Raw genomic sequence first — 26,056 nt, forward strand, 5'->3', positions numbered from 1 at the left:
CCACTAAAGCGAAGGAGAGAGGTCACCCATTGATTGATCACGACGTGACTTCCCGCATCCGCTACCCATATCAAAAAGAAGAAGCAGCCTGCTGTTCCACACATAAGGCTGCTTCTTCTTTTTGCATATCCCGATTTGCCGGATGATAGCATGTATAGGATGGTGAATTTCAGCTTCACCCCAATTCACTTCAAAAAAAATCATCCGAATCGATGATTGTTAGTTTGTGCAAATTCTTTCAACCTCGGCAGGATGGGCTCCAAAATTTCCTTGGCTATGTAATCCGTTTCCAATCCTATGAAGCGGTCGCTTTCCAATTCGACAGACCTTGCTTCTTCCGGGTCATTGCAAAATATGAACGATATGATCCCATTCTCTTCCCTCATGTCGACATATTTAAATGTGATGTCATGCCTCGTAAGGCAGCTTTCAAACGCAATGCACAATTCATCTATGTTTGCTGGACTTATAGATGTGAATTTCATATTGATCATCCCCTCTGCTACAGGATAACAAAATAAATCTTCAATTACAAAGCGAAATTCAAGACTTCCATAAAGCTGGAATAGATTATCTGACACAAGTGCGGCACCATTTATTTTTTGTGGAAAAAAAGGATGAAGGAAGCGCTTAGTTGATGATGGAGAATGGAAGTGAAGTTTCCTCCTTTCAGTGATTCTTACTGAACATTTCGGTTCATGAGCGTCAGGATCTTCAGGGCGATGACTCAGGAATGCAGCTCCTCGGACGGAGTTCCTTATGAATATTCCATGGCATGTCTCATATCTATATACAAACACCTTGTTAGGAGTGGGCCAACATGAAGTCTTTTTATAAGGGAACGCTCATCTTGATTATTGCAGCGTTTTTCGGTGAATGTATCGAGTTTTTGGTGAACATGATCCTAGCCAGGGAATTACACGAGGAGGGCATGGGATTATATATGTCCCTATTGCCCATTTTCTTTTTGATATATGTGATAGCCAGCCTTGAATTACATATTTCCATATCAAAATTCGTTGCAGAAAATAAACGGACCATGCATTATAACCTTATCATCCATGCGCTTAAAATGGCTGCAGTCGTCGTCTTGATCATGTGTGTGGTCATGCCTTTCATCCTTTCTTTTTCATCCGTCATGGACCGCTATCACCCCTATATTAAATGGCTGCTCATCATCTTGATCCCTATCGTCGCCTTTTCTTCCATCGCGAGAGGGTATTTCATGGGTGTCCAACAAATGGGGAAAATCGCCTTTTCCAATTTTTTGAAAGATATCATTCAATTTGGCTTGCTTTTCTTCATTTTCAACTTATTCCATTTCAATCAAGAAAAGTCGCTGTTAATGGCCTTTTTCGTATTGATCGGCAGTGAGTTCATCGTTTTTCTTTACTTGGTCAATCTCCTGATTCTGCAAATGAGGATCATGGGACGCGGAACGAACACACGAACAACTGGAAAGCATGCCCGGCAGACATTATTGGCGGTATCGCTGCCAACCATGGGGTTAAGGATTTTCCATGCAATAACGAATGCGATTCAGCCATTTTTGATTCATACAGCACTTCTTTCGGCTGGATTCGGGGCCGTGGTGGCTACGGAGCATTTCGGTATGCTCACTGGAGTTGCGATGACCATTGGGTTTTTCCCGGCCTTTATCGCACATTCCCTGATGATCATGCTCATCCCGAATGTTTCGAACGCGTACAAGAATCAGGACAAGGAAAAGTTGAGGGTATTATTGCAAAAATCGATGTCTTTTACCGTATTGTATGGGGTACCTGCGGTGTGTTTCATTTATTTCTTTGCCGAACCATTGACCTCACTCTTTTTTTCTTCAACCTCTGCAACTTACTATTTAAAGTTATTATGTCCTTACTTTCTCTTTCATTTCTTTGTCATTCCCATGCAAGCCTATCTCATTGGCTTAGGATTGGTGAAAGACGCTTTCATTCACACGGTCTGGTCACATATCGTCGCCTTTTTAATGATGTATATCCTTGGCTCCCAAGCTTCACTTAATATGGGAGGAATCATTTTAGGGATGAATACAGGCGCTGTTTTGCTAACGTTCATGCATTACTTGACCATTTGCAAAAAAATCGGGATAAGCATCTTCTTAACGAAATCCAGATCGATATCCATTAAGTGAGAAGGTTGATCGAGGCACTCCCTCATGATCAACCAGCTTGTCGTTTTGAAGGTTCAGGTTAAAAAAAATGAGCCTTTCCCTGTACATATCACCTTGGTTGCTGTATATTTCAACATACTTGGGTAATAATCAAGTAAAATGGTTTAAGTAAACCATACATATAGTAATGGAGTGATTTCATGAGTAAAGCTAAGGCTAAGAGCGGTACGGGTAAAGGCACAGGAACAGGAACGGGCAAGAAGGGCTGGAATCGTTGGAAAACGGGCGCCAACAAGAAAAAAAGCGCAAAACCTTATGTAAGTAAAGGAGTCAAGCATTCCAACGACTCTAAATCTGCAGGCAACCCGAGTGGTGAAAAAACGGATAAATAAAGACAACTTCATGACAGCTTGATGTTCCATATTCTCATACAGGAGGTTGGTAATCTGTATGAAACTCGGGGCCGATATTCCACTCGAGGAACCATCAAGGTAAACGTCCATTATCATACATACTAAAAAAAAGACACTCCCCATACGGTAGTGTCTTTCGTGTTTTTTTTATATTCACATTACTTGATTTGACTTTTCGGTTTGATTGAATTGATTTTTTTCGGTGAAAACTCTGTCCGAAATCCGTTTGTGGCTTTTTTGACGGAGTCCGTCACCGAATGAATCGCTTCCCCAACATCCTGAGCGGAATCCAATAGCGGTTCGACGGTTTTCATTTTCGCTTTCACATCGTCGGTGATGTCGTTTGCCGTCTGCAATAGTTGTTTCGATTCACCCGATAAATCGTGGATGGCATTTCTTACCTCTTCCAATGTTTTATTGGCTTCACCTATCGTCACCATACCTTTTTGAAGAGTACCGATCAAAAAAACGACGAGCCATATGAACGCCAAAGCGATCGCGGCTATACTATATTGGATAATCATGATAAAAAGCTCCCCCTCTAATGTTAAGTGTTGATGCAATTGGTTTGGATATTTGAGTGGATACCGGGGTGACTTGTGTTTTTAATTGACCAACTTATTTAATTTTGATTTGAACGCCCTCTGCTTCCGCTTGTGGCGGGGCTGTAGGAGTGCTTAAACGATCTTTGGAATCATTCAAACTGGCCTCCTTCATTGAATGCGTTACATTATGAATCATTTCGCCTACGTCTTGAGCAGTTTCCAAAAGAGGGTCGACATTTTCCATCTTACCCTTTACATCTGCGGTTATTTGATTTGCAGAGTGGATCAATTGTTTGGACTCATGCGTCAATCCATGTACGGCATTTCTTACCTCTTCCAATGTCTTATTTGTTTCCTCCAGCGTCCCCATGCCCTTACGCAGCGTCTGGTTGACCGTATAAATTAAATAGACAACCGCACCGGAGACACTGGCCACACTTAATTTGATGAACATTTTCATCTATCCACTCCCTTCCATTCAATTTATGCTCCTCCCCCTTCTTTCATTCCCTAAAGTCCCTGCTTGTCCAGTCACTTTATTAGCATTTCCTGCCTCCATCAAGCGAATAAAGGGTGAAAGGTCGGATGAATGCCGAACATGCCCGTTCTTCTACTTACTTGCTGACTTGTTGAAAAAGCGATTTTGAGGATTGATGCGGCAATACATATATTCTAACGAGGTCTTTTCTGAAATAAATAACGGGTTATTTACCCCCTTTCCTTTAAAGGACTGTTCCCTGCCATAAGCAGGTTTTTTTAAAAAAGATTGTGAAATCCTTTCTTTCAGGCACACTATTACTAAAAAGGGAGGTTCCTATGGCCACGCGAAATGTACCAGCTAAAGATGTTGAGAAAAAGAAAGATGTCGCTTCACCAGTTGTGGAAAATGAAATAGCCCAACTCAATCGATTATTGGGAGCGGTCATGAAATATTTATCAGATGACGAGCAAGAAGAAATCGATATTGAGTATCTTCTTGAAAACACTGAGGGTTTGCGGGATTGGTGGAACGAATATAGGGAGCTTGATCGGAAAAGGGTCGAGGAGGAAATAAGAAATTCCCTGACGGTTTTATCCTTGGATGAACTTGAAACCATCCGTGAACAAATCCGAAATAAGGATAAATGAATCCCCCTGTCTAGGCTTTACAATACAGGGAGGGCCTTATCCTTTTAGTTAACAACTGACCCTTCAAATGTGCTCTTTTTCAATTGAGAGCCTTAGATCCAGTTGAGTGGCCGTGAAGTCGACTAATGCCTGCAGCGGATTTATAATGGTATCTCCTGTAAGAATTTCATAGCTCATCGCTGCCTTGACCATGGATAACTGAGCCACCGAAATCTGTCTTTTTTCTTCATTGAATTGCAATAAGCGATTTACGATCTCCTGGTTATATGTCTCGTTCAAACCCTTCATGATCAATTCAAAGGCATTTTTGATGATGATGATTTCAACATCGACGCCCCCATAATTTCTTGAATGGGCGTTTAAACGTTTCATCGTTCCTTCGACAGTTGCAGGGTTCGTAAATAGCATCACTTGCGGCTGCTGCACTTGGCAAACCAGCTCAAAAAATGGTTCATCAATTTTGATGATGGGCATAGACAGCGATAGCTGTTCTTCGTTTAAAAAAGTAATATAGTTCGTGCAGGTTATCAGGATGGCATCCACATTACATTCGGCCATCCATTCCATCTGTTCTTTCACCTTTTTCGAAGCATCCGAAAATGTAAACGTTTCATCTGATGCCACCCGATGCATCAATCCTGAATCTACAAAATGAAGCCATTCCATATCGAATGGCGAAAATGCTTTTTCTATGTATTCTATATTTGAATGGTGTGCATGCAAACAGGCGATCTTTTTTCTCATGAACATCCGTACCCCCGATGCGTTTTCTGATAATTCTAACACAGAAGCCGGCATACCGGTGAAAGGATTTTACTGAATTCATAAGACTCGCCCTGCATGAATGTGGGTCTCAAGCATATATATATCATCGCAATGACAAAAACGTAATGACTATACAAGCCTTAAAGCAGCTTGGCAATTAATAAAAACTGGAGCGTGTTCATTATTCTCTATATAATCGCGATTCTTTTCCCTCCATTGGCCGTATTGTTAGCGGGTAAACCTATTTCCGCTCTGATCAATTTGATTCTCACGCTTTTTTTCTACATTCCCGGATTGATCCATGCCCTTTTTGTGGTGCATGATAAGAAGGCGGATAAACGATTGAAGCGGCAAGCAGCTCTATTGGCCAAAGCGAAACGAAATGATTAGGCACTGCCCATCCTTCAACGCAAAATGACGTACACTTGTAGCGTACGTCATTTTGCGTTGTCCCCCTCCGGACGACCTGAGGAAGCGGATCAATGCAACCGGTGTGTCTTCCTGTGGCCTCTATGATAACAAGCATCACATATATGAAAACGTGAGTCATCCGGTAGCTTTTTTCCACAGCGTTTACATTTTCTCTGGTAATTCAACATTTCATCCTTTAATTGATCATGAACGCCCTCACTGATTTCTTCACGGATACGCTCCCAATATACGGCTTCTGTTTTCTTACCCAACCGGTATAAAAATAAGAGATGAAGGCCAATCGCCTTATAAGATAGCTCCAACTCCTCCAAATTTCTAGTCTTGATGATCGGTTCAGGAAGATCATGGCTCTCGGCTATCGCCTCGACAGTCTCCAGCCACTGCCTGATGAGACTCGGTTCTTTGGCAGAAAAAGGGATATGCAGGAAGCCATACAAATCCAGCAAAGAAAAACGAACTTCGATTTGGGTATCCCTTATCAGCTCGTACAGCTCCCTTTCTTCCGATAGTGAAGCCTTTTTCGTGCCTTTAGGGGGCTCGAACCGCTCCCACATTTCAAAAAAAGTGCCCATGTTCCGGTAATACTTTTGAAAACGCTCGAATACGGCAGAGGTTGGGGCAATCGTAAAGGTTTGAACTGGTTCATCCGCTTGTTCAAGCAACCTATTCATGATTTTGATTTCTGCCGTAAAGGCGACCTTGCCCGTATCATAAATGCCCTTTCTTCCCGCTCTGCCTGCAATTTGTTTGATTTCCTGTGACGTCAGTCTCCTTCTTCGGGTCCCGTCGAACTTTTCATTCTCAAGGAAGACAATGCGCCGGATCGGCAAATTCAAACCCATCCCAATTGCATCTGTAGCAACGACAACCGATGTTTCCCCGCGATTGAAAAGCTCTATTTGCCGTTTCCTGCTCTCAGGTGGCATACTGCCATAGATCATGCTGACATTATGTCCACTCTCTTTCAGACGCGATGCCGTCTCCAATACCTGCCTTCGCGAAAAACAAATGAGGGCATCCCCTTTTTTCGTATATTTCAATTCGAATTCACGCTGTTCCACCTCAAGCGGTATCTCTCGTCTGTATTCAAGGAGCTCCAACTCCGCTTCATCCAGAAGATTCAACAGCATCTTTTTAATATTATTGCTTCCGATAATGTGCACTTCTTTGGCATTTGCTTGCGTAATTGCCCGAAACCAGGCAAAGCCTCGATCTTTATCGGCAATCATCTGCGCTTCATCTATCACGATCACTTCGTGGTAATCCTTTTCATGGAACATTTCAACGGTACTTGAGGTGTGCTTTGCGCCCATGACAGCCTTTTCTTCCTCACCGGTTTTTAATGAGCAAGGTACGCCATCCGCATTCAATTTATCAAAAACTTCAAGCGCCAACAGCCTTAGGGGAGCCAGATATAAACCGCTTTCTGCTTCTTTCATTTTTTGCAATGCCTGATGTGTCTTGCCGGTGTTGGTCTCTCCGATGTGCAAGATATAGCTGACCTTTTTTCCTAATGATGGAGTATAGGCCTTGCCAATAATGTCATTGATCATCCTTTGCTCTTCTGCCTGCTTTTTGGCTTGTTCGGCAATTGCTTCAGCTTTTCTTCTTTCTCTATTCGCCTCGTCTTTTTCGAAGATTTCCTCATGAACTGTTTCTTCAAAAGGAATTCCCTCGAGGTTCAATAAATCTGAAACGTATTCTTCTTGAAGTTCATCGAAACAGGCCTGGGACAAATCAGCCAATTCATCTCTCAAGATATCTTGCAGGGCGTGAACGGTCAGCCTTTCCCCATAAGACTCCAAAAAATCATGATGCAAGTGAACAGGCAAATGATTCATGTACTTTTCAGGGGCGATTTTCAGTATCAAATCCGAAACTAATCTCTCATAGAGATAAAAGTAATTTTCGTATTCAAAACGGTTCTTTCCCCAATCGAACAAGGAATGGACATCTCCTGTCAATTCTTCAAAGAAGTCCGTGACCATCAAATATTCATTTGCTTGGAACCCGCCTTCTTCCACCAATTTTTCTTCCAGCAGGTATGGATCGACATATTGGAATTTAGGCTTATGTTTAAGATCCTTTGCCAAAACCCCGGCAATATAAGACCTGATATGCAAATATAAAACAAGTGAGCTTTCTTCAAAATATGAGTTAGCCTCGTCTTGCAGTCGGATGCGTATCTTCCACCGTTGCTTTGCGAGACGTTGTTCTTCCTGCCTCTTGAAAAAATCCCCCCGCGCTTCTCTATATCTCTTTTCCCAATCAGCCTGCTTTTCCGCGAAGGTTTCGCTCATCCACGATAATGCGTCAAATGGTCGGTACGTTCTTAATTCATTACGGAACATACTGTTGATCAGCTTATGATCCGAGCCCTCGGTAACGAAGCCCCTTTCGTTCAGAAACACCTTTTTTTCCCTTCTCGGCACATCATTTGATGCTTTATTTAACCATACATTAAGCCAGATTTGCTCAATGAAGGATAATCTGTCTGATACATAGGTTACAAACGAAGGCAATGTCTCTCTACTCTCCAAGTAAAAATTCATATCCTGGATGATTTTTTCCTTCGTATTTTCTATAGCTATAGGATATATACTTTCTAATTTACCCATAATGATCCCCTTTTGAATGTTCCTGTATGTACGGTACGCTTACCTTTTATCCTCTCCAAAACATTTTTTTACATGAGGGCCATCTAGCCTTTTACCCATCATTCAGCCCTCTCCCAAGATTCAGTTACCCCAAGGCGGCATAGCCGATGATGTGCGGCAGCCCAATCGAATGCTTGTTTAGCGGTCGATGGCACTCTTGTCAATTCATTTACAGTATAATTCATTTAATGTGCGAATTGTGCATTTACACATTTAACGAAATCGATAAATGGCCGAAAAATAACATAGGGGCCTTCAATCTTCCCAATCAGAACGAACCCTGGCTCTTATTCGAGTTTAGTGGAAATTCGGACAACTGTCACGTTTCGGCTTTTGTATCTTTGCCGTTCAATAGCAATGATTTTTGGAAAGCTAATTAGATTATCCATATAAAGGAGCCTGGAAATGATACAGCAGGATATCAATTACTATAAAAATTTCGACTGCATCGCGGAAGAATTGTTGGCACTTTTGTCAAAGACGATCAAGGTCAACACATTCTACCTCTCGATATTACACCCTACGGAAAGTTTCGCGATCAAATCCTTCAATAGACAGGCAAGGTTAATTTGTGATGGTGACGTTCTTCCTTATAATATGGTATTTTGCAAATTGGCTGCCGAAAATGGCTCCGAGCCTCTTGTCATTCCTAATTTAGCCGAACACGCTTTGACTCGTGACCATCCTTTAACGAAGTACATTGGCAATGGTTGTTTCATGGGCGCCCCGCTTTTATATGACGGCAAGGTGCTTGGGACTTTATGTGCCTTTGATATTGAACCTTACGATTTTAAAGAATATGATTCTATCCTGATTAAGTCCCTCGCCTCTTTAGCATGTCAAACCCTCATCCTTGAAGATGGGATTATCAGGGATGAATTGTCAGGTCTTTATAATAGGAACTTCCTCTATCATTATTTCGATTATAATAAAGATAAACGGAATGCTGAAATGGCGATTCTTTACATCGATCTTAATCATTTTAAAATCTTCAATGACTCCTTTGGCCATGATGTTGGAGATTTGGTCATTAAACTGACGGCTGAGTGCCTTCAGCAAAACGTACAGGAGGACAGTCACATCTGCCGTATTGGTGGTGATGAATTCATTGTATTACTTCATCCATCGCAAGGTGAGGATTTAATCAACAGAACGCACAGCAGTGCCGAGTTTTTATCGAATCGTTTATCGACGATGCCCATCCTCATTAATGGAAATGATTATTTCATTACCGCAAGTATAGGGATGAGCTTTTATCCTCATGATGGGATGAACATGGAGACACTGTTGAAAAAGGCGGATCGTAGCATGTATAAGGAAAAAAAGTCGCGCCAAAAGGCTGACGATCATTTCCAACCGGGAAAATAAAAAACCAGTTCTCCTTGGAGACTGGCTTTCATTTACCTTAAAAAAATCCATCGTTTCGCTTTCAATCTTTGTAAAAGCCTCAGCAATTCAGCATTATCTTTATGTATCCGTTGCTCGGATGGTGAAGCGGAGGGGGCCGGGATGTTCACTCTCTCGGGTTTTTTGTTCATATTCTGAAAGACCCTTCCTATTCTTTAGTTTTGAATAGTATATGCGGGTTTTTCACAAATATCATAAGGCATTAGGAACAACCCCCTGCCCTAATTCCTATAAAACACTTTTTAAGCGGCTGAAGCGTGCCGACTTTTCTTTATCTTTCAGGATAACGCGTTCGTTCTGTTTCATCACTTTTTTGGTATGCGGGCTTAACCCAACATCGGGTATCTTAACCTGTGGTTTGATTACAGCAACCGAAACTTCACTGCCGACTTTATCATAAATGCTCATCTAACCTTCACCACCTGGATTTTGTTTTATGACCATATCGAACATCATGATCAGTAATGCTATCAATAAACAATCGACTTCTGAAACGAAGCTTTCCGATTTAACGTCAAGGATATATGGTTCCATCAAAATGCTTACTGGCTGGAGTGCCATTTTTTCTTCATCATTATAATACGTATCTTCTCTTTCCAATGTAGCACGAATGGTGCTGCCATTCAAGTTAGGATGCCCAGTCATCACCATTTGCTTGTCCTGTTCCGTCTTGAAAGGAAGAATGTTCACGCTCATCGCTTCCTTTGCAGCATAAGCTTGAAGGAGAATGCTCAAATAAGCCAGGTACTCCTTATTCGTTTGATAGTATTCAGGTATTCCTTCTTTCTTTAACAAGTGAAACATATTTTTGACCTTTTCCCTATTGTCCGTTAAAAGCTTGTCGCTTTCCGCAACGGCTTTTGTTGCGTAGGACAATTCATTGTCGCCAATTTTCGATATATACATGCTCAAGAACACAAACATATCAATCAGAATGAACACAACTGCCATGATCAAAAAGTTTTTCCACTCGTTGAATATACTCATCGGATAGAAATTCCAATAAATCAGCGCTCCCAGTATAAAAATGATATACCAGGTTTTTCGGATCGCTTCGATTTTTTTACTTATCTTGTCTTTATATTTCCAAGACAAGATAACATAGGCCAATAAAGCAAAAAACACCGCCCAGACAAAGACTCTGAAAAAAATTAACAACCGTTATCCCCCTGCCCCTCATACGCCGTTTATATAACTTCTCTCTATATTATTCATTTCATCTACCTCTTTTCCCTGCCTGGAATTTGTGAAACTTATGCCACTCCCCTAAAGTTTCACTTTATAAAGAACGCTTTCTCAAGGGTGGATATTTACGGGACATCTTAGTAAATAACCTTAGTTATTCTGTGATATGATAAGTAACAAAAATATTTGATTTATATGGAGGAACATCATCATGCTGAAAATTGTAAAAATCATCGTTTCTTCTTTTATTTTATTGTTCCTTTTCCTTAAGCTTTATCCTCCACTAGGGAAAAGGACGACGAAAGCAAAAGTGAGAATGTTCAATGAGAAAGATAATTTCGCCAATGGGAAATTCCAAAATCAGGTCCCCACAAGTCAAGCGATGAGTTTAAAGCATATGGGCTCCATATTACGGGATTACATAAGAGGCAATCCGAAAAAAAGGCCAAACACCCCTATCACGATTAACACAAAAGGGATGGCCGCTGATGATTCCAATAAGATTACCTGGTTTGGCCATTCCGCCTTCATGTTGGAATTGGATGGTAAAACGATCCTGGTGGACCCTATGTTCGGCAAGGCCCCCACTCCCTTTCCTTGGTTCGGCAACAAGCGGTTTAGCGGCGAGCTGCCCGTTGACCTGGATTCGCTGCCACCTATCGATGCCGTTATACTATCGCATGACCACTATGACCATTTGGATTATCACTCAATAAAGAACTTGAAAGACAAAGTGGGGCAGTTCATCGTTCCCCTCGGTGTCGGGGGACATCTGGAGCGCTGGGGCGTTAACGAAGAATTGATTTCAGAACATAATTGGTGGGATGAGGTTTCATTCAAGGGTTTGCATTTAGTCTGTACCCCTGCCAGGCATTTTTCCGGACGGAGTTTAACGGATGGCAATACCACGCTTTGGTGTTCCTGGGTGATCAGTGGTGAGCGGCAAAACATATTTTTCAGCGGCGATAGTGGCTATGGGACCCACTTTAAAGAAATCGGCGAGAAATACGGGCCATTTGATTTAACCTTGATGGAATGCGGCCAATATGATGAACGCTGGTCCACGATTCATATGATGCCTGAAGAAACGGTTCAAGCACATATCGATGTACAAGGAAAAAGGATGATCCCGATTCATTGGGCTGGATTCACCCTCTCCTTTCATGATTGGACAGATCCGATCGTACGGGTAACCAAAGCCGCCAATGAACTTGACGTTCAGATCTGTACCCCGCAACTGGGAGAACCAGTACAGATCGGTGCAAAAGAATTCCCGCAAACAGAATGGTGGAAGTAAAAATGGTCCATCCCGATTGGGGTGGACCATTTCTTTCATTTCACACTTCGTTCCTGCTTATATCCGAAATTCAATTTTAAGGAAGGCTCTTTCTTCCCTCCAAAGTAATTCGTGCCAACCACACCTAAAATGATCAGTATCGACCCCGTAATATCATAAATGGTGATCTTTTCATGCAAGATGATCGCTCCTGCAGCAATCGTGACAACTGTGGAGAGGTTGGCGAACACGCTCATTTGCGACGCTTTGATTTTTGTTAAAATCGCATTCGACAATAACGAGGTAACCAGGGAAGCCAATATTCCCAAATACAAAATGGAGCTGATGAATTCCATGCTTGACCATGGTGAGAGGAATTCCTCCATCGAACCTTGCTTCAGATGGGAAAATAGCGCGGCAGCATTAAAAATGACGAAACCCGTTCCCATCATGAAAAAGGACATTTCACCTGGTGTATAGTCCTTGGCGAGTGAACGTGTCATCGTTGTATAACAAGCGGTGGCAATGCAGGATAGCAGTATCAATATCATTCCAAGCATATCGGAAAAATTGATGGTACTCCCTTTCACCACAAAAATAAAAATGACTCCCATTACTGATAAAACAATTGAAAGCTTTTGATATAAAGAAGTTTTCTCCTTCAAAAAATATCCAGCGATCATCATGGTTAGAATCGGGGTAAAGGCAGATAAAATTCCAGCATCCGTCGATTGTGAATATTTTAACCCAAAAGTTTGAAACGCAAAGAAAAGAGTCGGGAATAATAATGAAAGAGGAATCAAGTACTTTATCGATTCCCACGTATAATTCACCTTAATGACTTTCATGGCGACAAGCAATAAAATGATGACGAATGAGACGGTGAATCGGAATGCCAAAGTATCCAGCGGATTCGATTCAGCAATGGCCATCTTCGTGAACAAAAAAGATAAGCCGACTATACTTGCATGTATTATCGCCAGCATGTATGCAAATGTTCGGGATTTCATGGTTTCAACTCCTCAACTAGATTACGATAGTTCCGTTTTAGGTATAGTACCCCATGCATCTCCATCGCAACCCAAATGAAGCGTATTTTTGGGATGTGTCCCTTTAAACTGTAAACACTCCACTCTCGATTTCATACTCTCCTTCCATTACATATAAGCCCATGGCCACCTGGAGAGTTTTTTGCTCGCTATCCGTCATCAGCATCAAATATTTTGAGGCTCCAACAATCTTGGCAAGGATAGATTTCATGCTGTACATTGTTGCCCACCGATGATTTTCATTTTTTTTCAAAGAGCCTGTTAAATATGGTAAAATTTCAACGAGAAAGCGAGGGATACATAGATGTTAGTAACGATCGGGATATTCCTTATGGCTGGCCTTGCTGAAATTGGCGGAGGATATCTTATTTGGCAATGGTTAAGAGAAGGCAAATCCATTTATCTAGGTTTGATTGGAGGCTTCGGGCTGGTGTTATACGGCATCATTGCCACTTTCCAAACGTTTCCTACCTTTGGGCGTGTCTATGCCGCTTATGGCGGGGTTTTCATTGTCTTATCGGTATTATGGGGATGGGGCATCGATAGGAAAACGCCAGATGCATTCGATTGGATTGGGGCTGGCATCTGTTTAGTCGGTGTTTCAGTCATCCTCTGGGCTCCCAGACACTGAAAACGACGGACGAAAAAAAGAACAATCAACACTTACCTTTATGTCATACCAACAAAAAAAATCCCTCTTTGAGGGATTTTGACTTTATGCATTAAGCATCCATTGCTTCCTTGCGCTTTCTTTCCCTTGATTCAGTAAATAAATCATAAGCAAGATAAAGAATGATGGCTCCGCCTAACAATTTAATGTACAACGGTATTTCCGCTACAAAGAAATAAACCATTGAGAATAATGTCCCGATCATGCATAACCAAAATATTAAATGTTTTAAAATTTTCAACGTGGTGACTCCTCTCAAAAGATGAGATTAATTACTGCTCCCCTCCCTTTTCAAGGAGGAATTAATTATCCGTACACTCATTCTAACATTTTTTCTTAAGATATTGGAGCAATACGTATTACGAAATTATGAACAATGAGTGCAGTTTCTACTTCTTTTCCTTCATTACTGTAAGAGCATGGAAGATTAGATCAATGCGAGCATGTGAAGTAATCCGCACTGTAAATGGACTGCCAAAAAGAAGAAAAGCACGAAATAATAGCAGAAATCCTCTCCTTTCATGCCTTTGCATGGAATGCTCAATTCTTCGTTTCGACTTTCATGCCAGCTCTTTGCTTAGAAAGATCACTTTTGTAGTAATCCTGTTTCACTGGAACAAATGATAAAGCGATGGCGGCAATTAGACCAGGAATGGCAAAGGCAATGAAATTTAATTGAATGGGTAATGAAATGGATAATAAAAAACCGCCAAGTATCGGTCCAAGCATCCCGCCAATCCTTCCGATCCCAGAGGCCACGCCAAGTGCCGTCGACCGGATGACGGCTGGGTAGTATTGGGAAACAAAGGCCTGTATAAGGTTCTGGGAACCAATCGTACAAGCTCCTGCAACAGCTACCAATATGTAAATCCAGAACAAGTTGCCTCCCATACCCATTAAAGTCAAACTGATTGCCCCAAGCGCATACATGGGCACGAGCATTCTTTTAAACCCATATCGATCACACAGTTTAGCAATGATGAGAGTACCCGCGATGGCTCCCCCTTGAAGGACGACCAAGAAACCTAAGCTTGAGTTCAGTGCATATCCAGCCTCAAGCATCAGCTTTGGAAGCCATGTATTCAATCCGAATATCATCAACAAGCACATAAAATAGGCAGTCCAAAACATCAGCGTGCCAAAAGTGCGAGAGTCCTTAAACAACCCAATGATTGGTATGTTTACATCCTTTTTTTCCAAATCTAAAATATCGTCTTCCATATTACATTTGTTTGCTGGATCGACCCTGTTCAATATGTTGAGCAATTCCTCTTTTCTATTAACCCGGATAAGATGCGACGTGGCCTCCGGCAATCGCTTCAGCAAAATAGGTATAAATAACAATGGTATACCCGCAAACCAGAAAATGGATTCCCAACCTACTGAGGGTATAAGTACAATTCCAAGGATGGGGGCAAGCATTCCGCCAACAGAATAACCGCATAAAACGATTGAAACGACCATGCTCCTCATCCTTTTCGGTGAATAATCCGTCAATAAAGCAATCACATTTGGCATGACGCCCCCCAGACCCAAGCCCGCTAAAAACCGAAAAGTCGAAAACATCGAAGGCGTATCTACAAAACCACATAACAACGTAAATAAACTAAATAAAATCAATGAGATGGCAATAACTTTCTTTCTGCCAATCCGATCCGCCAATATGCCAAAAAAGATTGCCCCGAACATCATTCCAAACAAACCGTAGCTTCCCATGGCCCCTGCCTCGACTGAAGTGAGGTTCCACTCATCGGTCAATATCGGAACGACTGTCCCATAAATAACAAGATCGTAGCCATCAAAAAGGATAATTACGAAGCACCATGCTAGCAAACCGAAATGAAAGCGGTTAAATCGACTGTTGCCTATTACCTCTGCCGTGTTGATTTTAGCCATTAAACTAACTCCTCCCATGATTTTCGATACATCACCCAAATGACAACGCTTACTTTTCAAAAAAAGATTTCATCACTATTTATACAAATAGTGAACTTTGTTATCTATTTATCATTATAAACAGCAATTATCAGATAATTCAATATAAAATTCCACAATCATCAATAATCCAACTTCACCATGCTTCTTCTTCTTGAATACAACAAAAAAACCAGTTCCTAATGGGAACTGATTTTCAAATTAAAAATGGGAAGCCGCCATTGCCGTATTCAAGTAAGAAAGTTTTAAACCACCACTCCTCAAAGTGGGTGTTTGCAGAAACAATCCTGTTGTCCAGGTCAGTGACGAGGCATAACATTCCTGTTTCGATGTAAAACTCCCTATTACAGCTTAAAGGTTAAAACTTAATTATCATTACGAACAACGCAGCTTGTATAGTTATAATACATAATTTCCTTCAACCTTGCAAGTTATTTCATTCCTTAGCAAGGAAATTATCACGAATTATTGAAGGACCGATCACAAAGGATTAATCGCTAGCCTAATCTGTAGGCTTGAATCTTTACAATAAATAGTAAATAGCCTTTGCAAATACATATCAGGGGTCTATAATATTAACTAACAGATTCGATTGGAGTGATTTTCATGCTTTCAAACATTGGTTTTCCCGGTTTAATAGTGATTCTACTGCTAGCTTTGGTCGTTTTTGGACCGAATAAGCTCCCGCAAATCGGACGAGCAGTCGGCACCTCCCTCAGGGAGTTCAAGGATGCAACAAAGGGGATTACGGAAGAAATCCAAGAGGAATTCAAAGAAGATGTCGAAACGGCTAGGAAAGAATCCGCCAAATGAAAAAGACGCCTGCACGCAGCAGGCGTCTTTGATGCGTTTGAGGCGTAGAACCGTCAGGCCACATCCCGACGTTTAGCTAAAAGCTTGTTCTGCGGCTTACACAAATTAGCTCATCGCTTTATTAATATAACATTAACCGCTGCTGTTTTCAAGTATTTCTTTTTTTGCCAACCTTTTTTTGTAATGATTACTGCGGATATTCTAGCGAGTTGATTTTTGAAATACACAACTCCTTACAGGTTCAGTGTCATTTCCGTCAATTGATCTGAGGAAACCGCAACTTGATTGAACGCTTCGTTAATTTCATCGAATATCGCACTCAGTTCTGTCATCTCCTTGGTTGTTTTAATATTTTGCTCTTTTACTGTAAGCATGGCCTTGGCGATGTCGGTAAAAAACAAGCCCGTTTCCTTCCCTTGCTTCGTACCTTCCGTGATTTCCCCGCTAACCAAGGAAATCGATGTATTCATTATATCGGTAAAATGAGCGATGCCGCTAACCAGCTTCACGACCTCCGAGACGGAATCCTTGGTATTTTCCGACAGCTTCCTTACCTCACCCGCTACAACCGCAAAACCTTTACCATTTTCACCTGCTCTTGCCGCTTCAATCGCTGCGTTCAGTGCCAACAAATTCGTTTGTTCCGCAATGGATGTAATGATCGTGACGATCCGTTCGATTTCCTTGGAAGTTTTCGATAGCTGCTCCATATCCTTGGCAATGATCTTCATCTGCTCCTGCGTTCTCATCAATCTTTTCTCTAATCCTTGTAACAGCGCCACTCCTTCATTCGATTTCCCCTCTGCCTGAATCGCGATTTCTGATCCCTTCTCGGTGAAACCATGAATTTCAGAGACCTTATTTGCCATCAATTGAGTCGCCGAGCTAGTCTCCTCACTGATCGCTGCCAACTCTTCTGCATTATGGTTCACCTGCCGCTTTATCGTTTCTTTTGCGTCCAGGTTTTCTTGACGAATTTTCTCATTTTCAAGTTCATACGCCTCTAAAACGATTTGCTGCTCTAAATTGAAGATTTTTGTGACAGCCAAGATGTTATTCTGATATTGGTCCATATCCTTTAAGTTGGAAAGCACATGAATGATTACTGATTGCAATAAATCTTGGAATGCGCTCATATACCATTTTGGCTGCAGTCCGATGCGGACATGCACGTGCGCGATCACATAGCGCTGTTTGATATACGCATCATTGATCGTGCCGCTGAACATTTCGAACATATGTCGATGCAGGGTCTTTTTCAGCCTTTCAACGGAACTGTTATCAGAAATGATTTCCTTTAATGAAGGTTCATTTTCCAAATTTTTATAAAAATTGTCGACTATTTCGGTCAAATGATCTTTCACCTTGTCCTGCATGGAACGAATGATACATAAGTCCGCAATCGTTAGATGAATCATGTCCACTTGCGTCAATACACCCGGATATTCGGTAATATCAATACCGATCTGATCCTTGAATTGCGAGTAATCTATGGTCTCTATTTTCCGCCTGCTTCTCCATCTACTTTTCATCACTAAATTGCCTCCCATTTTCTCTACCACTATTTATTATTTCGACATAGTGCCCAACTTTCTTTAATTATTTAGATAAAACTGCCTATGAATAAGTACTTTTCACCCATATCTAAGGACCTTGTACGCTGATCTATAACAAAAGAGGATTACCGGAGCTTTGAAGACATTTAGGATGTTGACGCAATCACCGTTCATCTCTATACTTATTAAGTCATAAGAAAAGAACGGGACATATATATACTAATTGGAAAAGGTGACAAGCATGGATTTTACGATTACCTATCTGTCTTTTTATTTAATTCAAGTCGAAGGAAAGGGCGATCAGGCCGATAAACGTTTTAAACATTTTCAAACGCTTGATACGGCAGAGTACGAAGAAAGCCCGCTAAAGGATTTCCTGGATGGGGAATTGATGAAAATCTCCAAACGAAAAGTGGACCGTCATCCAAAAACGGAACAAGTACCGACGAAAATCGGCACCTTCATTGTCGAGGAAGGACATGCACTTGATTCGAACCCTAATTACAATGCTTTTAGCCGTGTACGCTATGCCAAAACAAAAGAAGAATTCCAGACCGAAAATGAACAATTCACACGGTCATATATCGATACGAGTGCCGTCCGCGGCGGTGTTTTCCTCATCGCTTCCGCCAAATTAACGAAGTATTTCGATGAACCATTCGTTTTCTTGCTTAAATGTGATTTCGAGCCAAAGGTCGCTTCGATTTCGGACGAACGCACCTTGATCAGGCACGTCGAAATGGCCATCACCACAAAAAATATGAAATCGATTCAATACCCCTACATGCCCGAAGAAGGAATCGTCGAAGAAGCCGAACTGAAAATCCACCAGGCCTCACACGCCCGCTACTTCGAGGATTTCCTGAAATTCGTCGAATATGGCGAATCGATGCCGGAAATCATGAAAAACCAGGTCATCCACATGGTCCATGAACATGTATCCGCCCAATTCGAAGAAAACAGTGACGAATTGCATAAATTCGAACAAGACCTGGAAATCTGGGAAACAAGTGAAAAGCGGGAAATTCAAGAACGCCTTGAAACCCATCAGGTCGTCGAAGCAACAGCCCAGATTGTCGAGCATACACCTGAAGCTGAATTACGAATGAAGCTTGGCAGTACATCCATCAAAGGACTTCTAGCCGATTTCGGCGACAGCATTCATTTAGGGAAGATTAACGGGAAATATGTATTGATGATAGAATCCGATACGATCGAGTTCGATAAAGGCGTTTCGCCGATTGAATTTCATAGGCCGGATGATTTGATGGAGATTGTGGAGAAGATTAGTAGGAAGGTTTGAGGAGTAAGGTTTTTATAGTTTTTCGAACGCTAAAAGTGTTGATATAACTATGATTTCACGCCACAAAAATAAAAAATCAAGGTCTTATGGCTTGTTTATTAAAGTTTCCATTTATGTGAATTATCTCCCCCCCAATTGCAAAAAATTGGAGGGGTTTTTATTTTATTGAGTGCAGTTTATTTGTACAATTCAACTTTATAAATAAAGACCATCAGGAACAACGTTCGTTACCTCTTTATGAATTGACTTTAAGAGTTTGAAAACCTTCTTTAAGCTAAATTTAAATCCTTGAGTAATTAATTTATCATACTGTCTCAAAAAAAATATTTCTTATCCTCCCCTCTAAATTTCCGCAATATTGGAAAAAATAAACTTAGGAGGGATTATTGATGGCTCGCAGAAAAAGAAAAGCTACTTCGAAAAGTAGTGAACTTATTTTACTTACTCTTTTTTTAGGCATATTTCTTATATTTTATATTTTACATTTAATTGCCTTATTCTTAGACAATTTAATTAGCCTTTCAAGGGATTGGAATTTGTTCCAGTGGGGATACCTTTTTGCTCTCTGTATAGGACTATTCTTTTCCCTTCACAAATATAAATTAATGAAGAAAAATGAACAAGCCCTAATTAAAAAACAAAAAGAAAGAGAAAGATTAGAAAAACTAAAAAATGGGGCTGACCTCGATAACCTAAAAATGATGCCACATAGGGACTTTGAATATTACATAGCAGACTTATTTTCTTCGAAAGGGTACGAAGCTACAGTTACTTCGGCAAGTGGAGATGGTGGAAAAGATATTATATTAAGAAAAGAAGGCTATATTTCAATAGTTGAATGTAAGAGATACGCTACTAAAAGAATCGGACGTCCCGAAATTCAAAAGTTTCACAGTGCTTTAATCGACATACAAGCTCAGGAAGGATTTTATGTTACAACTAGCTCCTTTGCTAATACGGCTGTACATTATGTAGCTAATAAGCCTATTATACTTATTGATGGTCAACAATTAATTAATATCATAAGTGAAATTAATATAAATAAATCTAATTAAGAATTAGTTCTTCCATTATACCACTAATCAAATTGTGTTTATCTTACAGCACCATATTATCGTACTTGTTGTAAATAGTTTGAGAATAATCCTAAAAAATAAGTTTTAAATATCCGAGTGATATGACCTGTGTATTACAGACTAGGAAAGGATAATATAATATCAGTAAATTTAAATCTGTTGTTAAGTTATCTAATCAAAACGGAAGCATCAATTAAAATTAAGATCGCTAGGTGTTATGTGAATAGTTATTGGGCTCGTAACACCACAAAGTTTGAGGAATTTAATCATTGGAAAACCTAAATCTATTTTCAACCTAGGTTCCGAAGTTTTTGATTCATTTTAATTTACTCCCCGTCAAGCTACAAATTCACAATTATTCTGTGTCGCAATTTTGAATATCCCCTCAAAAATATTAAATAAGAATTTATCCATTGTATTACTCGATACGAAATCATAATTAATTAATATAAAAAGCATCTTTTTTAAAAATAAAAATGCTAATAATAAAAATTTAAATTCTTTATTATTTTTAGACCTCTATTAAAGACATAATATACATTAAATATCCATTTCTTTTTATTGAATTCTTTATGATCAGATTTAATATCACCTATTTTTTTATTCCTTGGATGAAATTATTCCTCATTCTTTTTGCTATAAAAAATATTTTGTCTCTAATAACATTTTTTTAATATATTTTACCAATCTTTTCAAATAATTCTTTGGCAGTTATATTATACGAATCTGCTTGTTTATTATCTTTAATAACTAACCCAGTTGATTATTGATTTATGTCTATTTTATTATTCCACTCTTTAAATTCACTAATATTCATTGTGTTTTTTAACAAAAATACTTGTCCTCGACTGATTTTCAAATGCTTCCTCTCATAAATCTTTTTTGGAGATATCCATTATTTTTTATAAATTAGGTTCATTCATATGGAATCCTACGCAATCATCAATTAAATATAAAACTGAAGTTCTCACTAAATTGTACCTTCCAAGGCTAGAAATTCCTATATTCATGCAATCCAACCATTTATAGTTTAAATTCACTCCTTTTTACATATATTATTTCTATTTTTGTAAAAAAACTTTATTTTTTCATAAATATTCCATACTATAGACTTAGGGGTTTAGGGACAATTTATCTATAAACATAGAAAAAGAGGAGTGTATATCAATGAATGTTAAAAAGAAACTTTTAAAGTTAGTATAATGTTTATCTCTGTTATTATTTTCTAATGTTTTTGTTGCAATCCCACAAGTAAAAGCTGAAACAACAAATTCAACCGAAATTAGTGCCGTATAAAATAGTTTGGATACTATCATTACCTGTCCAAAATTATCTTGTAGTACTGGGAGATCATGAAATATATTTTTGTTAACGTTTATTTGTATCTAGTTTAATAGCATTCTGATAATAATTAAAAAGGAGTGCCTAATAAATGTATAAAAAACCTTTATCGTTCATCCTTACTGTATCACTTACATTAGCTAGTATAGGGCCAATTACTGCTAATGCTTCAACTAAAGATAATCAAAATTTGTCAGTAAATGTATTAGAATCAACAGAAGAAAAGATAGTTATTAAAACAGAAAATGACAATGAAATTGTTCTTTCTACAATTGAATCTGTTGAAAATGACACTGTTGAAGTAATTACTGAATCATCTACTGGCGAAATACAAGAATTTGTTTATCATAAAGGCGATAATTATTTTCTATTGAATGGTGAAAAAGGTGAATTTAAGATGGATGAAACAATAGAACCAGAATTAGGAAATTCAGACGTTACTATTTCGGCGATAATGGCTGCTTCAAGTGCACCTAAATATATGTCTACTACCACTCTTAGTTATAACAAACATGTAAATTCTTTGAGTGCTATAATAACAGTCATTGGCGGCGTGATTGGTACTGCTTATCTCACTGGTTTTAAATTTGCTAAAACTGATTATGCTGGTACAATTAGCGCATGGTTAGGTATTGTTGGAGCAGGAACATACTTCTCTCAAAAATTATTGAGTGGTACTTTTAAAGTTGATAATTATCGAAGTAGTTCCAAGAAATTTACCGGTTGTGAAAATTTGTATCAATATAGATATCAAAACCCAAGAATTAACTTCACTTTATTCGGAAAAACATTCAATAAATCTTATAATAAAACTGGAAGTTGGTATTACGGCACAAGACCATGTGCATAAAATAACAAAGGGGGATAAAGAAGATGCGGAGGATGATTTATCCTTTTACTATAATACTAATTTTTTCTGCATTGGCTGTAACTATATTATTGCGAACAGGTCCTTTTGAACAGCCTATTTGGATGCAAGTAGTATTTTTATTTTTCACCTCTGTATTGGCTTATGCAAATTACAACAATAAATCTAAATTTCCGTTTATTGTTCTAAGTATTTGCTCTATCGTAATGATATCTTCTTTATTAATCAGATTTGTATATCAAGCCTAATTTTTATTATATTCGACCAAAAATCTGCTGAAATAAAGGTTAAATCAGCGATATGGAACTTTATTTCAAGAATCATGTATAAGAAGAAAACGCTAAAATTTTCACAATATTAATTTGGGGAGCCGATTCTTTTTGTTCAAAGATACAAATAATAGTACCACAATACTTCTTTGTAACGAGCTTATTAAGTAAATAAGGGTTGAAAAAATAATAAGGGGGCAGCCTCTAAAAGTCAAAAAAGACTTTTGGAAGCTGCCCCCTTTCTTTTTGAAAATAATCGTTAAGCCTAGCTTACCTTCATTTTTTTGGCATCACTCTGGTTGCCTGATTTATCTTGAGCGTAAATCTTTATGGTTGAACCCTTCTTTTGTGCCTTGATTTTCACTTTATAATATCCTCGGCTATCCACTATTCCTTGGCCAAGCTTCTTACTTCCATTGTAAATATAAATTGATGCTCCCTTTTCACTTTTGCCCGTTACCGATACTGTGTTACTTAAAATTTTATTGACTGAGGGTACAGAAGGTGCAGTTTTGTCGATTATCTTAACTGTTTTACTTCCACTCTTATTATCTACCGAATCAACTGCATAAACAGAAATGCTTGTTCCTGCTTTTTGTTTAGCAATCTTAATCGTATATGCTCCATTTTTTGCCGTTGCTTCTCCGATTTTCTTGCTTCCCACCATTGCATATACTTTTGCATTTGTTTCAGCTTTGCCACTAATAACAGTAGCGTTATCATATACAGTATTGGCTGTTGGGGGGCTTGGTGGAGTTTTATCTATAACTTTAACTGTTTTACTTCCACTCTTATTACCTGAAGTATCTGTAGCATAAACAGAAATGTTTGATCCTGCTTTTTGTTTTGCAATCTTAATCGTATATGCTCCATTTTTTGCCGTTGCTTCTCCGATTTTCTTGCTTCCCGCTAATGCATATACTTTTGCATTTGTTTCAACTTTACCACTAATAACAGTAGCGTTATCATATACAGTATTGACTGTTGGGACTGATGGAGCTGTTACGTCTTTCACCGTTACTTCTTTTACTTCACTGATGTTCCCTGCAACATCTGTTGCCGTTACTGTTAATTTCGTTCCTGCTTTTTGTTTTGGTATTGTAACCGTATATTTGCCTTCAGTATCAACAGGTACTGTCCCTATTACCGTCGTTCCCGCTTTGACCGTAATGGTAGTACCTGCTTCCGCTGTTCCTGTCACACTTGTGGAATTTTCCGTTACTTCAATTATTGCAGGTGAACGTGGAGCTGTCACATCTTTTACCGTTACTTCCTTCACTTCACTTGTATTTCCTACACCATCTGTAGCTGTTACAGAAAGTATTGTTCCTGATTTTTGTTTTGGTATTGAAACCGTATATTTGCCCTCAGTATCAACAGTCGTTGATCCTATTACCGTCGTTCCCGCTTTGACCGTAATAGTAGAACCTGCTTCCGCTGTTCCTGTCACACTTGTGGAATTTTCTGTTACTTCATTTACCGTGGGTGAATCTGGAGCTGTCACATCTTTCACTGTAACTTCCTTCACTTCACTACTGTTTCCTTCATCATCCGTGGCAGTTACCAATAACTTCGTTCCTGCTTTTTGTTTTGGTATTGTAACCTTATATTCACCTTCTGTATTGGAAGTACCTGATCCTATAACGGTCGTTCCTGCTTTGATTGTGATAGAAGAACCTGCTTCTGCTGATCCTGTCATGCTAGTTGATTTGTCTGTTACCTCATTTACCGTAGGGATATTAGGGGAGATTACATCCTCTACAATAACAAGGGAAGGGTTACTTTTATTAAACCATTCATCAGTTGCTATAATGACTAACTGAGTACCTTCTTTAATTGGTTGTATTGGCATTTTAAACTTACCATTAGAATCTATTTTTGTATTCCCAACAAAATAGTTATATTCAGTGTAGACATTAATGGTGGCATTTTTTTCTCCTTCCCCCTGAATAAAGGTATCTCTATTAGTTATCCTATCTACAATAGGGTGTTCAGGAGGTGTATTTTCAAACTCAGGTGTGTTAGGGTCTGGGTTTTTTAGATACGGTTTAAAGTTTATATATGAAGATGAGCTTAGATCATCATTCTTATCAAAGACCATATTATCAATAAACGATTCATCTGTTGTTCCCCAATAATTATTAGTTGCTATCATTTTAGCATTCGTGTAACCAGCGGGTAAAACCAAAGTATCCTTACTTGTTATTGGGTCACCTAAATCATTTAGTTTAGGAATTAAAAAAGAATTATGAGAAACAATAGTTTCAGAATTATCATAACTAGCCCAATTTTCAATCGCATAGTTAGTATAATTGTAGAATACATTGTTTATGATATTTACCTTAACACCATCACTTGTACCCACACTTATTCCACCACTATTTACAAATACATTACGTTCAATATAAACATCTCTAGTTGGATACCAAAGGTAAAAGGAATCTTGCGTTAAATCAACTAACTTTGAATCCTTTAATACAAAACTCCCATAGACTCCATATCCTGTAGGTCTATATAAGCTCCCTTGAATAATTTCGGCACTTTCAATATCAATTAGAAACTGTTCACTAGAACTTCCACTTCCTGGCTCTATATTTACATTTTTAAATATTATTTTTGATTCAGATTTGCCAATTGCTTCAAAATCCCCGAAAACTCTAATTCGATTATTATTCCCTTTTATTATAACTCCAGGTTCTACATTTAATTTAATTCCATTTGCAATTTGAATATCACCAGTTAAATAGTAAGGGGAATTTTCCTTTGTCCATGTTGCATTTTCTTTAATTATTCCTTTTACACTTGTTCCTTCACTAGCCTTTACAATATCCTCTACTCGAAAACCAAGAATGAACAGTGCAGTAAAAACTAGTATTGTTAAATATTTATACATTTTTGCCTCCAATTAATAATAAATTATATATAATGAGTTCACACTATTAATATATTAGCCTTACAATTATTCCATTATACACCAATTATCCAAAAAAACTAATGCTTTTGCACCTATTCTCATTATATCTAAATAGATATTTACAAAGGCCCCCACCTTATTTGATGGGGAGCTTAAGTATGTGTGTTTGTACCAATGTTCAACACCATCGGATATTTCTATGTTGTATGTAAATGGCTCCCATATGTTTAGTTATGCACCTTTAATATCAACGCTTCACAAGAGAAAAATGAGAAAATTAATTTACAAAAACAACTTAAAATTTCTTCTTCTACTAATGCCAA

At 39.0% G+C, this 26,056-nt stretch carries 26 protein-coding genes and 1 other RNA gene; 11 read left to right on the forward strand and 16 right to left on the reverse strand.

All coding sequences use genetic code 11. The features are described from left to right. Window positions 1–3: 3 nt before the first annotated feature. Complete coding sequence (locus AS888_RS26385; protein ID WP_155645442.1) at window positions 4–204, reverse strand: hypothetical protein; 201 nt, start codon at window positions 202–204, stop codon at window positions 4–6. After that, window positions 201–485: a hypothetical protein gene (locus AS888_RS09435; protein WP_155645443.1), complete on the reverse strand. Its 285-nt coding sequence runs from the start codon at window positions 483–485 to the stop codon at window positions 201–203. Before AS888_RS09435 ends, AS888_RS26385 begins: the two co-directional genes overlap by 4 nt. Before the next feature lie 335 nt (window positions 486–820). Here AS888_RS09435 and AS888_RS09440 point away from each other — a divergent pair, with 335 nt between their 5' ends. Both AS888_RS09440 and AS888_RS09445 read left to right on the forward strand, forming a co-directional pair. Beyond that, window positions 821–2,152 carry an oligosaccharide flippase family protein gene (locus tag AS888_RS09440; protein ID WP_061141930.1) on the forward strand — a complete coding sequence of 444 codons (1,332 nt, stop codon included), beginning with the start codon at window positions 821–823 and terminating at the stop codon, window positions 2,150–2,152. A gap of 179 nt (window positions 2,153–2,331) precedes the next feature. Continuing rightward, window positions 2,332–2,523, forward strand: a complete 192-nt coding sequence (locus AS888_RS09445) for a DUF3934 family protein (RefSeq protein ID WP_061141931.1) — start codon at window positions 2,332–2,334, stop codon at window positions 2,521–2,523. Window positions 2,524–2,702: 179 nt separating this feature from the next. Here AS888_RS09445 and AS888_RS09450 read toward each other — a convergent pair whose 3' ends face one another. Both AS888_RS09450 and AS888_RS09455 read right to left on the reverse strand, forming a co-directional pair. Next, window positions 2,703–3,068 carry a DUF948 domain-containing protein gene (locus AS888_RS09450; protein WP_061141932.1) on the reverse strand — a complete coding sequence of 122 codons (366 nt, stop codon included), beginning with the start codon at window positions 3,066–3,068 and terminating at the stop codon, window positions 2,703–2,705. A 94-nt stretch (window positions 3,069–3,162) separates the two neighbouring features. After that, on the reverse strand, window positions 3,163–3,543 hold the full coding sequence (locus AS888_RS09455; protein WP_221408584.1) for a DUF948 domain-containing protein: 381 nt from the start codon (window positions 3,541–3,543) through the stop codon (window positions 3,163–3,165). Window positions 3,544–3,905: 362 nt separating this feature from the next. Between AS888_RS09455 and AS888_RS09460 the strand changes: the two genes are divergently transcribed. Then, window positions 3,906–4,217: a hypothetical protein gene (locus tag AS888_RS09460; RefSeq protein WP_061141934.1), complete on the forward strand. Its 312-nt coding sequence runs from the start codon at window positions 3,906–3,908 to the stop codon at window positions 4,215–4,217. Window positions 4,218–4,280: 63 nt separating this feature from the next. On the opposite strand, the gene AS888_RS09465 is transcribed toward AS888_RS09460, so the two are convergent. Then, window positions 4,281–4,967 (reverse strand): hypothetical protein, encoded by a 687-nt coding sequence (locus AS888_RS09465; protein ID WP_061141935.1) that lies wholly within the window; start codon window positions 4,965–4,967, stop codon window positions 4,281–4,283. Between the two features lie 198 nt (window positions 4,968–5,165). Between AS888_RS09465 and AS888_RS09470 the strand changes: the two genes are divergently transcribed. After that, complete coding sequence (locus AS888_RS09470; protein WP_061141970.1) at window positions 5,166–5,372, forward strand: YqaE/Pmp3 family membrane protein; 207 nt, start codon at window positions 5,166–5,168, stop codon at window positions 5,370–5,372. A gap of 89 nt (window positions 5,373–5,461) precedes the next feature. Here the strand turns inward: AS888_RS09470 and AS888_RS09475 are convergent, their stop codons facing one another. Beyond that, window positions 5,462–8,032, reverse strand: coding sequence for a DEAD/DEAH box helicase (locus AS888_RS09475; protein WP_061141936.1), 2,571 nt, complete (start codon window positions 8,030–8,032; stop codon window positions 5,462–5,464). Between the two features lie 444 nt (window positions 8,033–8,476). Here AS888_RS09475 and AS888_RS09480 point away from each other — a divergent pair, with 444 nt between their 5' ends. Beyond that, window positions 8,477–9,439 (forward strand): sensor domain-containing diguanylate cyclase, encoded by a 963-nt coding sequence (locus AS888_RS09480; protein ID WP_061141937.1) that lies wholly within the window; start codon window positions 8,477–8,479, stop codon window positions 9,437–9,439. 32 nt (window positions 9,440–9,471) lie between these two features. Here AS888_RS09480 and AS888_RS26390 read toward each other — a convergent pair whose 3' ends face one another. The 3 genes from AS888_RS26390 to AS888_RS09490 form a co-directional block, all read right to left on the reverse strand. Further along, the gene (locus AS888_RS26390) at window positions 9,472–9,609 is read right to left on the reverse strand and encodes a hypothetical protein (RefSeq protein WP_221408585.1); all 138 of its coding nucleotides are present in this window, start codon (window positions 9,607–9,609) and stop codon (window positions 9,472–9,474) included. Window positions 9,610–9,706: 97 nt separating this feature from the next. Then, the gene (locus AS888_RS09485; RefSeq protein ID WP_061141938.1) at window positions 9,707–9,886 is read right to left on the reverse strand and encodes a hypothetical protein; all 180 of its coding nucleotides are present in this window, start codon (window positions 9,884–9,886) and stop codon (window positions 9,707–9,709) included. Beyond that, a complete protein-coding gene (locus tag AS888_RS09490) occupies window positions 9,887–10,636 on the reverse strand; it encodes a type II toxin-antitoxin system SpoIISA family toxin (RefSeq protein WP_061141939.1) in 750 nt (249 codons plus the stop codon). A gap of 238 nt (window positions 10,637–10,874) precedes the next feature. Here AS888_RS09490 and AS888_RS09495 point away from each other — a divergent pair, with 238 nt between their 5' ends. Beyond that, window positions 10,875–11,960, forward strand: coding sequence for an MBL fold metallo-hydrolase (locus AS888_RS09495; protein WP_061141940.1), 1,086 nt, complete (start codon window positions 10,875–10,877; stop codon window positions 11,958–11,960). A 35-nt stretch (window positions 11,961–11,995) separates the two neighbouring features. On the opposite strand, the gene AS888_RS09500 is transcribed toward AS888_RS09495, so the two are convergent. Further along, window positions 11,996–12,949 (reverse strand): DMT family transporter, encoded by a 954-nt coding sequence (locus tag AS888_RS09500; RefSeq protein WP_061141941.1) that lies wholly within the window; start codon window positions 12,947–12,949, stop codon window positions 11,996–11,998. 103 nt (window positions 12,950–13,052) lie between these two features. Then, on the reverse strand, window positions 13,053–13,199 hold the full coding sequence (locus tag AS888_RS25655; protein ID WP_155645444.1) for a hypothetical protein: 147 nt from the start codon (window positions 13,197–13,199) through the stop codon (window positions 13,053–13,055). Between the two features lie 93 nt (window positions 13,200–13,292). On the opposite strand from AS888_RS25655, the gene AS888_RS09505 reads away from it, so the two are divergent. Further along, a complete protein-coding gene (locus AS888_RS09505) occupies window positions 13,293–13,619 on the forward strand; it encodes a YnfA family protein (RefSeq protein ID WP_061141942.1) in 327 nt (108 codons plus the stop codon). Between the two features lie 91 nt (window positions 13,620–13,710). On the opposite strand, the gene AS888_RS09510 is transcribed toward AS888_RS09505, so the two are convergent. The 3 genes from AS888_RS09510 to ssrS form a co-directional block, all read right to left on the reverse strand. Beyond that, window positions 13,711–13,899 carry a hypothetical protein gene (locus AS888_RS09510; protein WP_061141943.1) on the reverse strand — a complete coding sequence of 63 codons (189 nt, stop codon included), beginning with the start codon at window positions 13,897–13,899 and terminating at the stop codon, window positions 13,711–13,713. Window positions 13,900–14,198: 299 nt separating this feature from the next. Then, the gene (locus AS888_RS09515) at window positions 14,199–15,554 is read right to left on the reverse strand and encodes an MFS transporter (RefSeq protein WP_061141944.1); all 1,356 of its coding nucleotides are present in this window, start codon (window positions 15,552–15,554) and stop codon (window positions 14,199–14,201) included. 247 nt (window positions 15,555–15,801) lie between these two features. After that, window positions 15,802–15,989: non-coding RNA, 6S RNA (gene ssrS / locus AS888_RS09520), on the reverse strand. Between the two features lie 210 nt (window positions 15,990–16,199). On the opposite strand from ssrS, the gene tatA reads away from it, so the two are divergent. Continuing rightward, the gene (gene tatA, locus AS888_RS09525) at window positions 16,200–16,406 is read left to right on the forward strand and encodes a twin-arginine translocase TatA/TatE family subunit (protein ID WP_061141945.1); all 207 of its coding nucleotides are present in this window, start codon (window positions 16,200–16,202) and stop codon (window positions 16,404–16,406) included. Between the two features lie 233 nt (window positions 16,407–16,639). Here the strand turns inward: tatA and AS888_RS26395 are convergent, their stop codons facing one another. Then, window positions 16,640–17,938 (reverse strand): globin-coupled sensor protein, encoded by a 1,299-nt coding sequence (locus AS888_RS26395; RefSeq protein ID WP_061141946.1) that lies wholly within the window; start codon window positions 17,936–17,938, stop codon window positions 16,640–16,642. 265 nt (window positions 17,939–18,203) lie between these two features. On the opposite strand from AS888_RS26395, the gene AS888_RS09535 reads away from it, so the two are divergent. The 3 genes from AS888_RS09535 to AS888_RS09545 all read left to right on the forward strand — a co-directional run bounded on the left by AS888_RS09535 (window position 18,204) and on the right by AS888_RS09545 (window position 22,532). Beyond that, entirely contained in the window at window positions 18,204–19,265 is a 1,062-nt protein-coding gene (locus AS888_RS09535; RefSeq protein WP_061141947.1) for a DUF3900 domain-containing protein, read from the forward strand. Between the two features lie 389 nt (window positions 19,266–19,654). Then, window positions 19,655–20,320: a restriction endonuclease gene (locus AS888_RS09540; protein WP_061141948.1), complete on the forward strand. Its 666-nt coding sequence runs from the start codon at window positions 19,655–19,657 to the stop codon at window positions 20,318–20,320. 1,453 nt (window positions 20,321–21,773) lie between these two features. Continuing rightward, window positions 21,774–22,532 carry a hypothetical protein gene (locus AS888_RS09545; RefSeq protein WP_061141949.1) on the forward strand — a complete coding sequence of 253 codons (759 nt, stop codon included), beginning with the start codon at window positions 21,774–21,776 and terminating at the stop codon, window positions 22,530–22,532. Between the two features lie 552 nt (window positions 22,533–23,084). Here the strand turns inward: AS888_RS09545 and AS888_RS09555 are convergent. Then, on the reverse strand, window positions 23,085–25,712 hold the full coding sequence (locus AS888_RS09555; RefSeq protein ID WP_061141951.1) for an Ig-like domain-containing protein: 2,628 nt from the start codon (window positions 25,710–25,712) through the stop codon (window positions 23,085–23,087). Between the last annotated feature and the right edge of the window lie 344 nt (window positions 25,713–26,056).

Source organism: Peribacillus simplex (assembly GCF_001542915.1).
In the GTDB taxonomy this organism is placed as follows: Bacteria; Bacillota; Bacilli; order Bacillales; family DSM-1321; genus Peribacillus; species Peribacillus simplex_B.